This window comes from Nesterenkonia sp. NBAIMH1, assembly GCF_007922635.1.
In the GTDB taxonomy this organism is placed as follows: Bacteria; Actinomycetota; Actinomycetes; order Actinomycetales; family Micrococcaceae; genus Nesterenkonia; species Nesterenkonia pannonica.
On the sequence record NZ_CP042335.1, the window covers coordinates 411,945 to 423,171 of the forward strand.

An 11,227-nucleotide genomic window follows, 5' to 3' on the forward strand; every position below is an offset into this window, starting at 1 on the left:
GCGCCTCCTCCTAGTCTCCAAGAATAGCCAGGGCCTCGGACAGGTCATTCGCGTACTCGCTGCGGAACTCCACATACTCGCCCGAGGCCGGGTGGGCGAATCCCAGCTCAACGGCATGAAGCCACTGGCGGGTGAGCCCGAGCTCGGCAGCCAAGGCCGGGTCTGCGCCATAGGTGAGGTCACCGGCGCAGGGCCTGCCCATGGCGGAGAAGTGGACGCGGATCTGGTGCGTCCTCCCCGTCTCAAGTCGAACATCGACCAGGGAGGCGCGGCCGAAGGCCTCAATCAGCTCGTAGTGCGTGCGGGCCGGGCGACCGCCCTCCACCACAGCGAACCGCCACTCGTGGCCGGGATGCCTTCCGATCGGCGCGTCGACGGTGCCCTGAGTGGGGTCGGGCAGCCCCTGGACCAGAGCGTGGTAGCGCTTATGCGGTGTGCGATCCCGGAAAGCGTCCTTGAGCGCGCTGTAGGCACGTTCGGTCTTCGCCACCACCATCACCCCCGAGGTCCCAACATCGAGTCGGTGGACGATGCCGCGACGCTCCTGCGCGCCGGAAGTGGCGATCTCCACGCCCAGGGCGAGCAGCCCCCCGACCACCGTGGGGCCTCTCCACCCCGGAGATGGGTGGGCGGCCACTCCGGTCGACTTGTCGACGACGACGATGTCGCCGTCCTCATGAAGCAGCTTCAGACCTTCCACAGCCTCCACCTTCAACAGATCTTCGGGAACAGGGCGATCGACGCGGATGAGCGCATCCACCGGCAGCCGATCCGACTTCTTCACGGCGGCACCGGCTGCCCGCGAGTGCTGGGCACCTGCCTGGCTGCGGTGCTGGCCCCAGAGGACCCGACCCTCGGAGATCCACTGCGCAGCCTCCGTCCTGGAGATCTCATGCAGCGCCGCGACCACCGCATCGGCTCGGGCTCCGCCCAGCTCTGCCGGGACATGCTGGAGCATCGGCTCCGACGCAGAGTCTGCACTCCACGCATCAGCTGCAGCCTCGTTGCCAGGCGCCGCCTCGCCGCTCATGACGCCGGAGTCTCATCCTTGTCGGAGGCCTCAGCCCTCTCCCGGCTTCCGTCGATCCCCCAGCCGAAGATCATCAGCGCGCAGAGACCGATGATCGAGCAGACGATGAAGCTGTCAGCTACGTTGAACACCGCAAAGTTCGGCACCCCGATGAAGTCGACGACTGCCCCGAGGCCGAATGTGTGATCGCCCCCGTCCCCGGGCGCCATGGGTCGGAAGAGCCGGTCCGTGAGGTTGCCGGCCACTCCCCCGGCCAGGCCTCCCAGTGCCAGCGCCCACAGCCAGGAGCCGCCGAGACGACGGAACCACCACAGCGCAAGCACCAGGACGGTGGCCTGGATGAGCGTGAAGATCCATGTGTAGTCGGTGCCCATGGAGAAGGCGGCCCCGGGATTGAGGTGGTGCCTGAAGTAGAGAACAGGAGGCAGCACATCAATCTGCTCACCAAGGGCCAGGGTCTGCTCGACCCAGAGCTTGGAGGCCTGGTCAAGGGCAAAAGCGAGGGCCGCGATACCTCCTGCAAGGAGGATCGCGGCCCGTCTGCTCGGTCTGCGCCTCTGGGGCGCTGTGGAGATCTCGGACATCTCCACCAGTCTACGCGTCCGTCAGCTGGAGGCTTCCTTCTCGATGGAGCCCTTTGAGTTGAGGTCATTGAGCTGACTCTCGATGTAGTCCTTAAGACGTGCGCGGTAGTCGCGCTCGAAGCCGGTGAGCTCGGAGACGCGGCTCTCCAGGTCAGACTTCTTCCGCTCCAACGCATTGAGCGTGCGTGTCGAGGTGAGCTCAGCCTCCTCGATCATGTTCTCAGCGCGCGTCTCAGCGTCAGTCAGAATCTCTGTGCGCCTGGTTTCGCCCTCGTTCACCAGCTCGTCCCGCTTCGACGTGCCCTCGCTGACCAGCTGCTCCTTGGTGCTCTCACCGTCGCTGATCAGCTCAGCCCGCTTGCTCTCGCCCTCGGCGATGTAGGCATCGCGGGTCTGCTCGCCCTCAGCGATGTAGGCGGCGCGCGTCTCCTCACCTTCGGAGACGTACTGATCGTGCAGCTTCTGCGCCATGGCGAGAACCCCGGCCGCAGAATTCGCCTGATCCTCGACGGGCGTCGCAGGGGCGGGCCGCTCCTGAGCGGGGCGAGTGCCGAGCTCGTAGTCCGGGTAGGCCGTGACGCTGGGGTCTGCCCGAGGTCCCGACTCGTCCTGGGCGGGAAGGGTGCCCGTCATCTCACTGTCGGTGCCTGCGTAGCCTGACAGGCCAGCATCGCTGAGGCTGTCCGGCTCGACGTGCCGCGGATCGTTGTCCAGCTGCTCCTGGAGGGACTCGTTCCTCGCCGCGAGGTCTTCATTCTCCTGGATCAGGCGGCGCCACTCGACGACAATTTCGTCAAGGAAGTCATCCACCTCGTCCTTGTCGTAGCCGGGACGGAATTTTGTCTCCGGGAACTCCTTGTTCAGGAGATCTTCGGGAGTGAGAGCCATTCTCAAGTCACCTCGTAATCAGTGGCTGGCAGAGCTTCGGAACGGGACATCAAAAGCACGTTGGACGAAAGAATACCCAGACCGGCGTCAGGCCCTCGACCCGAACCTTCAAGTCCGGGTTTCAAAGGTTGAAGCTCCGCCACGCGAAAAACTGCCGGTCAGAGCGCCGACCGGCAGTTTTCTTCACGCGAACGAGATCAGGATCCCCTGAAGGACGATCACCGCGAAGAACACGATGATGAAGGCCATGTCCAGGGCGATCCCCCCGAGCTGGAGAGGCGGGATCTTCGACCGCAGCCAGCGAATGGGCGGGTCGGTGACGGCGTACGTTCCGACAGCCAGCATGAGCCACGGGCCCTTGGGACGCCACTGTCGAGCAAACTGCTGCGACATATCGAAGATGATGCGCACAATCAGCGCCAATTGGTAGACGCCCAGCAGCAGCCACAGCGAAGCAAGTATCAGATCCATCGGAGGGAAGCCTACCGCCTTTGACCCTGGACCGAATCAGGACTGGTTGAAGAACTGGGCATCCGGCTCGGCCAGCGCTGCCTGCTCCTCGGCGAGAATCTCGACATTCTTCGGAGTCAGCAGGAAGACTTTGTTCGTGACCCGTTCGATCGAACCGCCCAGGCCGAAGACGAGGCCCGCTGCGAAGTCCACCAGGCGCTTAGCCTCAGCCTCGCCCATCTCCGTGACGTTCATGATCACGGGAATGTCCTCGCGGAAGGACTCACCGATGACCTTCGCGTCGTTGTAGGAGCGGGGGTGAACAGTAGTGATCTTTCGCATGGGTTCGCTCTCGTCCCGGGAAGAGGGGGCACGCTTGATGGGGGTCACCGGCGCACGGTAGTCGGGGTCCACGGCCAGGTTGGTGGAGTTGTAGGAGCCGGTGTGGTGCTCCATCTGACCAGCGGGCTGGCGCTCCGAGAGCGAGACGACATTGTCGCGGGCGCTCTCGGCGGACACCGCCTCGCGACTGTGGGCCGCGCTGGGCGCTGGTGCGGCAGCGGCGGGCTGCCTGGTTTCTGCGGGACGCTCCGCGGCGGAGGACTGCTGCGAGCGAGGGGAACGGTCCTCGCTGCCGAAGCTGTCCTCAGCATAGTCGTCACCGTCGGCTAGGCCGAGGTAGATCATGGTCTTCTTGAAAGCACCAGCCATGGGGTTCTCCTGGGGAAGGTTGAGAGTGGCATCGGTCTTCAGACGAAGTGTCTTATTCACGTGTCGGTGAAGATGACCTTACCGGGGGGCTGGACGCTCTCCCAACACATCGCGGCCGATTCTCAGGTGTGTCGCCCCGCACTGGATCGCGTCTTCGAGGTCCTGGCTCATGCCTGCCGAGATGGCAGCGGCCGTCGGATGCTCCTCCTGGAGGCGCTGCGACAGCTCGGCCAGCCTCTCAAAGGCCTGCAGCGGGCTCTCCTCGAGCGGGGCCACAGCCATCAGTCCGCCCAGTTCCAGGCCCTCAGCCTCGGCGATGCGCTCCGCGAGGCCCAGCACAGCATCGGGTGCGGTGCCGCCGCGGCCGTCGTCCGGCGCCGACCGGCGAAGATCGACCTGGATGAGGCATTGAAGGCTGCCTGTCCGCTCACCGCTCTCCAGCGCGGCCAGGACCCCTCTGCTCAGCGGTGCGACCAGCTTGCCGCGGTCGACCGAGTGGACTGCATGGGCATATCGGGCCACGGACTTGGCCTTGTTGGACTGCAGCTGGCCGATGAAGTGCCACCTGGGCGACTCATTCTCCAGCTGCTCAGCGACCTGCTTCGCCTTGGCGGCCGCCTCCTGGTCCTTGTTCTCGCCCAGCTGCGCTGCGCCCAGCCGAACGAGCCGCACTGCGTCCTCGGCCGGAAAGTATTTGGTCACCACGATGAGCTCGGGAGCGACGCTGCGTCCGGCTGAGGCGACCGCCGCATCGATGCGGCGGTTCACCGCGGCGAGGCTCTTCGAGAGCTCCTGGCTGCGGGGGTCGCTCATGGCTTCCACACGACCCCGGCGAGCCTGCCCTCAGGGGCGCCCCGGCTCTGCGCGGCGCGGTGGGAGAAGAGTCGAGCCTCTTCGATGGTGCACCCTCCCACATCGTGCACATCGACTGACTGCTCCTCAAGGAGTGCGGCCGCGTGCGCGCGCAGGTCCAGTGCGGGCGTCCCCCACCGTGTGAGGGAGGCAAGGCCCGGTCGGTGCGAGGCAAGATCGTTCACCATCTCCTGGGGCACCTCATAGCAGCTGCCGCAGGCACCCGGCCCGATCCACGCTCGTATGCTCTGCGCCCGGCGCTGGCGCATGGCGCGCACCGTGTTCTCCAGGACACCTGCCATCAGGCCGCTCCGACCGGCATGCGCCGCCGCTGTGACGGGGCCTCGTGGGCCGCCGCCCACCAGCAGCACAGGCAGGCAGTCGGCCACAGCCACGGCCAGCGAGACGCTGCCGTCTTCGCACACCCACGCGTCACCCGAGGGCGGACTGTCCGTCGGCTCCAGGGCGTCGTGCACGTCAGCAGAGTGGGTCTGATTCAGGAAGCGCAGAGAGCCTGTCACCCTCTCGAGGGCAACTCGGTTTCGACGGGCAGCGTCCGCCGAGCCGACGTGCGCAGCCAGATTGCCGGCTTCGGCCGACGTGAAGCCGAGCTGAACGCCCTCGTGCTCCCCGCGCCAGTAGAACACTCTTCTACTTCAGGAAGTCGGGAACGTCGAGTTCGTCGTCGCTCTTTCCGGTGTAGTCGGACTCGAGAACCTCGGGAAGCTGCTCCTCCTCCGAGGACTTGTGTCCACGCTGCTGGGCTGCGTCGGGGCGCGGTGTAGGCGCTGTGTCCTGCGAGGCTGCCGACGCTGCGTAGCCGCCGGCTGTCGCACCCGCCACGGGCGCCACAGGCGAGCCGTACTGCGGGGACGAACGCTGAGAGGACTGGTGCACAGGCTGCGGCGCCGCAGGCTTGGACGTCACGTCGGGCTGGTCGAAGCCTGCCGCGATGACGGTCACCCGCGCCTCGTCGCCGAGCGCATCGTCGATGACTGCGCCGAAGATGATGTTCGCCTCAGGGTGCGCGACCTCCTGGACCAGACGCGCGGCTTCGTTGATCTCGAACAGTCCGAGGTCGGACCCGCCCTGAATGGAGAGGAGCACACCGTGCGCACCATCGATGCTGGCCTCCAGCAGAGGGGATGCGATAGCGAGCTCCGCGGCCTTGACGGCCCGGTCCTCGCCATTGGCCGATCCGATGCCCATGAGCGCTGATCCGGCTCCCTGCATCACTGATTTCACGTCGGCGAAGTCGAGGTTGATCAGACCGGGTGTGGTGATGAGATCGGTGATCCCCTGCACGCCGGAGAGAAGGACCTGGTCAGCTGATCGGAACGCGTCGAGAACGGAGACGTTCTTGTCGCTGATCGAGAGCAGCCGGTCGTTGGGAATGACGATGAGGGTGTCCACTTCGTCCCGGAGCGCTTCGATGCCGGTCTCGGCCGATGTGGCGCGGCGACGGCCCTCGAAGGTGAAGGGTCGGGTGACCACTCCGATGGTCAGGGCGCCCAGGGAACGAGCGATGCGAGCCACGACGGGGGCTCCGCCGGTGCCCGTGCCGCCGCCTTCGCCGGCAGTGACGAAGACCATGTCCGCACCGCGGATCACCTCTTCGATCTCCTCAGCGTGATCCTCAGCGGCCTGACGGCCCACATCCGGGTTGGCTCCTGCGCCGAGGCCGCGGGTCAGCTCGCGCCCCACGTCCAGCTTGACGTCGGCGTCCGACATCAGCAGCGCCTGAGCGTCCGTATTGATGGCGATGAACTCCACGCCGCGCAGGCCCACCTCGATCATGCGGTTAACGGCGTTGACTCCACCGCCGCCGATGCCGACGACCTTGATCACGGCCAGGTAGTTGTTGGGTGCTGCCACGTTGTACGTCCTTAAATCTCTCGGAGCCCAGACTGACTGCCATTTTTCTTCTCTGCCAGGCTACGGGCAACCGCCACTTTGCACCCGGACATGAACCTTAGCGTGTCCTGGTCGCGGCTCAGCGAGTCACGGGGGTGCTCGGTGTGGAGATGTCTATCGTCTCAGCCTCGGTCAGAGCCTCGTCCTCGCTCATCAGCACCGCTTCGAGCACCTCTGCCTTGGCAGGCCCCTGATCGGCGCCGCCCCAGAGGATCGTGCGCCCGTCGGAAAGCTCCAGGGTCACAGAATCGATGGTCTCCGCCGATGCGGACTCGAGCTCCGCGCGGGCGCTTGCGGGAAGCTCTCCCAGGACCTGGACCACCGATTCGAAGACCCGCTCGTCCTGGAGCGCGGCCTGGGAGGAGATCTCCGGCACCGCGTAGCTGTCGTCGTCGAGAGCCTCGGGGTCGTCGGCCCCACGGATGACCTCACCGTGCTCGCTGTAGAGCTCCACTCCGTCGTCTCCGGTCACCTGTGCGACGGGCGGGTGCTCCGTGATCTCTACATGGAGCGTGTCGGGCAGCTCCGCCCGCGTCCGGACCTCGTCGACTGCATTCTCCTGGCTGAGCCGCTGGGCCACATCGTCGGCTCCGATCTGAGGCAGGGGCTTGCCGTGCAGGTCCGACAGAAGCTCTTCGACGCGGGCCTCTGAGACCAGGTCGGATCCTTCCAGCTCAACATGGCGCAGGGCCAGCAGCGGGGAGAACCAGACGACGGCCACAGCGATCCCGAGGAGTCCCAGGGCTAAGGCCAGGGCGGCCGCAGCGCGGCGCCGGTGCCGTCTCCGCCCTACGTTCTCGGGCTCGGGGAAGGTCAGAGGCGAATCATCGTGCTCCTGGAAGGTGTCCTCCGAGGAGGTGCCCTCCTCAGGGACCATCGACGGCTCCGCCTTCTGCAGGCCGTGCCTGCCTGAGACCCTCGACGATGTCGTCTCCGAGCTCCGTGACGTCACCGGCGCCCAGCGTGAGGATGATGTCGCCTGGCTGCGCAGCCCTGACCGCCTGGTCGACAGCCGCCTGCCGCTGCAGCACGGGGTGTCCCAGGAGCTCCGCGGTGACTCCCTCGATGGGCTCTTCGCGGGCCGGGTAGATCTCCAGCACGGCAGCGGTGTCCGCCCTGCGCAGCTCCTCGCCGAATTCCTTCGCAAAAGCCTCGGTGCGGGTGAACAGGTGCGGCTGGAAGATCGCGTGGACCGCGCCGGCTCCGACCGCGCTGCGGGCTGCCGAGAGGACCGCCGCCAGCTCCGTCGGATGGTGGGCGTAGTCGTCGATGACGCGTATCCCGGCGATCTCTCCGCGCTTCTCAAAGCGTCGGGAGCTGCCGGCGAACGAGCTGACCGCCTCTGCGGCGTCGCTCAGCGCCATGCCCGCGCACAGGCCTGCGCCCACTGCCGCAGCTGCGTTGAGCGCGTTGTGCCTCCCTGGGGCGGCCAGCACCACCTGAGCGGTCTCATCGTGGCAGCTGAGGGTGAATCGCTGCCCGTCCGCTCCGTCGCTGTGGTCGCTCAGCCGAAGGCCGGCATCGGCGGCGAACCCGTAGGTGAGCACGGAGCCGCCCTTCGACTCCAGTCCTCCGGCGACCTTGCGTCCGAGGCTGCGGGCACCGTCGTCATCCGCGCAGAGCACCAGGGCGCCCCCTGGAAGGATGTTCCCCACGAACGTGACGAAGACCTGCTCGAACTCCTCGGCGCTTGCGTAGTGGTCCAGGTGATCGGGTTCGACGTTGGTGACGATGGCGATCTCGGGACAGTAGTTGACCAGCGTTCCGTCCGACTCGTCGGCCTCGGCGACGAACCACTGACCGGCCCCTGCCTGCGCGTTCGTCCCGAAGCCGGACACGGTCGCTCCGATGGCGAAGCTGGGCTCCAGCCCCGCTGCGCTGAGCATCACTGCGGTCATGGACGAGGTGGTCGTCTTGCCGTGAGTGCCCGCGACGGCGATGCCGCGTTTGGCGGACATGCACGCGGCCAGCCCCTCTGAGCGGTGGAGCATGCGTTTGCCTGCAGCCGCTGCGGCGTCGTACTCGACGTTGCGGCCGGCTTTGGCCACCGAGGACGCAACAACGGTGTCGATGGTGGTGCCGGTCTCCTCCTCCACCGAGCGGATGTTGTCCTCGGCGTAGCCCACACGAACGGGCACCCCGGCGTCGCGGAACTCCCTCAGCACGGGGAGGTCCTTGCCGTCGGTGCCGGAGACCGGCACACCCTCGGCGAGCATCAGACGAGCGATGGCGGATACCCCGACGCCTGCCATGCCCAGAAAGTGAACACGTCCCAGTTGGCTCAGCGAACTCATGCCGGGGCCTCGGCTCCGGCAGCTGAGAGCGCAGCCTGTGCCATCCGCTCGTCCGCGTCGGTGATGCCTCTGGCGGCCGCGTGCTCCCGCATCGTCAGAAGCAGACGCGGGTCAGCGAGCAGCGGCCGAATGTTGCGCATGATCCACGGCTGTGTGAAGTGTTCGTCCTTCACCAGAAGAGCACCCCCTGCGTCGACGAGGCCGCGGGCGTTCAGCTCCTGCTCCCCGTTGCCGATGGGGAGCGGCACGAAGACTGCGGGCACTCCCACGGCGGCAGCCTCGCACACCGTCGCGGCTCCGGCGCGGGCGACCATCAGGTCGGCCGCTGCGTAGGCCTGGTGCATGCCTTCGAGATACTCGCGCTGGACGTATCCGTCCGCGGTCAGGGGCCTTCCGGCCTCGTCCGTCACCGCTTTGTCCCTGCCCGTGAGGTGAAGCACCTGCGCCCCGGTGTCCAGCAGCTGCGGCAGAGCGGAGGCGATCGCCCTGTTGAGATTCAGAGCCCCGGAGGAGCCCCCGGTGACCACCATGGTGGTCCGCTCCGGATCGAGTCCCAGCTGTTCGCGAGCCTCAGCGCGAGCAGCCGCCGCCTGAGAGGAGTCCATGCGCCCCATCTCCGAGATCTCTCGGCTCATCGGCATGCCGACCCACTGGCTCGACCTCAGGGGCGTGTCCTCGAAGGCTGATCCGACGAAGTGCGCCCCGCGTGCGCCCACCCTGTTGGCCAAGCCCGGGCGGGCGTTCGCCTCGTGGATGACGACGGGGATGCCGAGCCGCCGCGCCGCCACGTAGACGGGGGTGCAGACGTATCCGCCCACACCGAGGACTGCTGCGGCGCTCTCCTCGGTCAGGATGCGCTTGGACTCCTCCACGGCCCTGCGAAATCGCCCGGGGAACCGCAGCGCGTCGCGGCCGGGACGGCGGGGCATGGGCACCTTGTCGATGGTGCGCAGCGGGTACCCGGCTCGGGGCACCAGTCGAGTCTCCAGGCCGTCCGGGGTACCGATGATGGTGCAGCGGGACTCGGGGGCCAGGCGTCCGAGTGCTTCCGCAATGGCGAGCATAGGGCTGATGTGCCCAGCGGTCCCGCCGCCGGCAAGCACGATCGAGGGATCACGCATGAGTGTCTCTGGCTCCTGTGGAATATGTCAGCGTTTCAGGTCTGGAGGTGCACGGGATCGAAAGCCGCCTCAGGCCCTCGGCGATGACAGTGTAGTGCCCTTAGCTTTTTTGGCCCCTCGGCTTCTGCCTCGGGGCTTCATCGCCTCCAGGCGCTGCCGCCGGGCGAAGTTCAGCACGACGCCTATTCCCAGCATCGCCATCGTCAGCGCTGAGCCTCCGTAGGAGATGAAGGGCAGCGGCACCCCGACCACCGGGATCAGACCGGTGACCATGGAGATATTGACGAACGCCTGTCCGACGAGCCACGCGGCGATGCCGATGCACACCAGTCGCACGAAGTGGTCCTTGGAGGCTGAGGCGATTCTGAAGATTCCCACGACGAGGGTCATGAAGAGCCCCAGGACGAGCACTGTGCCCAGAAGGCCCAGCTCTTCACCGATGATCGTGAAGATGAAGTCGTTCTCCACCTCAGGAATGTACGCCCACTTCTGACGCGATTGGCCCAATCCGACCCCCCAGAAGCCGCCGGAGGCCAGAGCGTAGAAGCCCTGCTGGGTCTGGTGGCAGGGCTCTGTGGGGTGATCGCAGTTCATGCCCAGCCAGGCGTAGACGCGCATCATGCGGTAGGGAGTCATCCACATCAGGAGAGCGCCCGCTGCCGCTGCGAGTCCGGATGCGAAGAGGAAGTATCGCATCTTGACCCCGGCTGCGAAGAGCAGCGTGCCTACGATCATCGTGATCACGATGCTGGTGCCCAGGTCGCCGCCCGCCAGCACGAGCACCAGCACGGTGAGCGCGCCGGGCGCCACGAAGGGCATCATCCAGTGGGTGAACCGCTCGACGAGCCGTCCCTTTTTGGCGAGCACAGAGGCGCCCCACAGAATCAGGGCCAGCTTGGCGACTTCTGAGGGCTGGCCTCGCACCGGCCCGATCTCCAGCCAGTTGGTGGAGCCTCCGGCCGTGGAGCCCAGCGGAGTGAAGGCAACCAGGCACAGCATCACGCCTGAGGCGATCATCATGACCCACCCGATGCCTCCGAGCCACCGCGTAGGCACCAGGGTCATCAGAAGCATGCCGATGACGCCCAGCCCTGCCCATGATGCCTGCCGCGTGAAGGTGGTGAAGGAGTTGCCGTCGGCGTCGACCGATGTGGAGGATAGGACCATGGTCAGCCCTATGGCGGCCAGCGCGACGGTGGCCCCCAGGACCAGCCAGTAGTTGGTATAGGGGTTCCCGCCTTCGAAGAACTGCCAGATGCCGCGGACCCGTTCGCGGCGGCGATTGTCTCTGTCCGCGCGCCATGCACGGCCGGCGGAGCCGTCGGACACGTGGTCTTCGTCGTCCTCGACCACGGAGAGGCCGGGGCGTGCAGTGGTGCTCAT

12 protein-coding genes are annotated in these 11,227 nt (G+C 66.7%); all 12 read right to left on the bottom strand.

Features of this window, described 5'->3' with window-relative positions; genetic code table 11:
- Positions 1-10: 10 nt before the first annotated feature.
- Positions 11-958: an RluA family pseudouridine synthase gene (locus FS388_RS01915; protein ID WP_146339176.1), complete on the bottom strand. Its 948-nt coding sequence runs from the start codon at positions 956-958 to the stop codon at positions 11-13.
- Positions 959-1,026: 68 nt separating this feature from the next.
- A complete protein-coding gene (locus FS388_RS01920; RefSeq protein ID WP_210410218.1) occupies positions 1,027-1,614 on the bottom strand; it encodes a signal peptidase II in 588 nt (195 codons plus the stop codon).
- A gap of 21 nt (positions 1,615-1,635) precedes the next feature.
- Complete coding sequence (locus tag FS388_RS01925) at positions 1,636-2,502, bottom strand: DivIVA domain-containing protein (protein ID WP_146339178.1); 867 nt, start codon at positions 2,500-2,502, stop codon at positions 1,636-1,638.
- Positions 2,503-2,685: 183 nt separating this feature from the next.
- Positions 2,686-2,973 carry a YggT family protein gene (locus FS388_RS01930; RefSeq protein ID WP_146339180.1) on the bottom strand — a complete coding sequence of 96 codons (288 nt, stop codon included), beginning with the start codon at positions 2,971-2,973 and terminating at the stop codon, positions 2,686-2,688.
- 36 nt (positions 2,974-3,009) lie between these two features.
- Entirely contained in the window at positions 3,010-3,663 is a 654-nt protein-coding gene (locus tag FS388_RS01935; protein WP_146341822.1) for a cell division protein SepF, read from the bottom strand.
- A gap of 78 nt (positions 3,664-3,741) precedes the next feature.
- Complete coding sequence (locus FS388_RS01940; protein WP_146339182.1) at positions 3,742-4,476, bottom strand: YggS family pyridoxal phosphate-dependent enzyme; 735 nt, start codon at positions 4,474-4,476, stop codon at positions 3,742-3,744.
- Complete coding sequence (locus FS388_RS01945; RefSeq protein WP_146339184.1) at positions 4,473-5,162, bottom strand: polyphenol oxidase family protein; 690 nt, start codon at positions 5,160-5,162, stop codon at positions 4,473-4,475. The genes FS388_RS01940 and FS388_RS01945 overlap by 4 nt, the downstream gene beginning before the upstream one ends.
- Before the next feature lie 4 nt (positions 5,163-5,166).
- Complete coding sequence (gene ftsZ, locus FS388_RS01950) at positions 5,167-6,390, bottom strand: cell division protein FtsZ (RefSeq protein WP_146339186.1); 1,224 nt, start codon at positions 6,388-6,390, stop codon at positions 5,167-5,169.
- Positions 6,391-6,508: 118 nt separating this feature from the next.
- Complete coding sequence (locus FS388_RS01955) at positions 6,509-7,306, bottom strand: cell division protein FtsQ/DivIB (RefSeq protein WP_146339188.1); 798 nt, start codon at positions 7,304-7,306, stop codon at positions 6,509-6,511.
- Positions 7,296-8,723 (bottom strand): UDP-N-acetylmuramate--L-alanine ligase, encoded by a 1,428-nt coding sequence (gene murC / locus FS388_RS01960; RefSeq protein WP_146339190.1) that lies wholly within the window; start codon positions 8,721-8,723, stop codon positions 7,296-7,298. The genes FS388_RS01955 and murC overlap by 11 nt, the downstream gene beginning before the upstream one ends.
- On the bottom strand, positions 8,720-9,844 hold the full coding sequence (murG, locus tag FS388_RS01965) for an undecaprenyldiphospho-muramoylpentapeptide beta-N-acetylglucosaminyltransferase (RefSeq protein ID WP_146339192.1): 1,125 nt from the start codon (positions 9,842-9,844) through the stop codon (positions 8,720-8,722). Before murG ends, murC begins: the two co-directional genes overlap by 4 nt.
- A 69-nt stretch (positions 9,845-9,913) precedes the next feature.
- Entirely contained in the window at positions 9,914-11,227 is a 1,314-nt protein-coding gene (gene ftsW, locus FS388_RS01970; RefSeq protein WP_146339194.1) for a putative lipid II flippase FtsW, read from the bottom strand.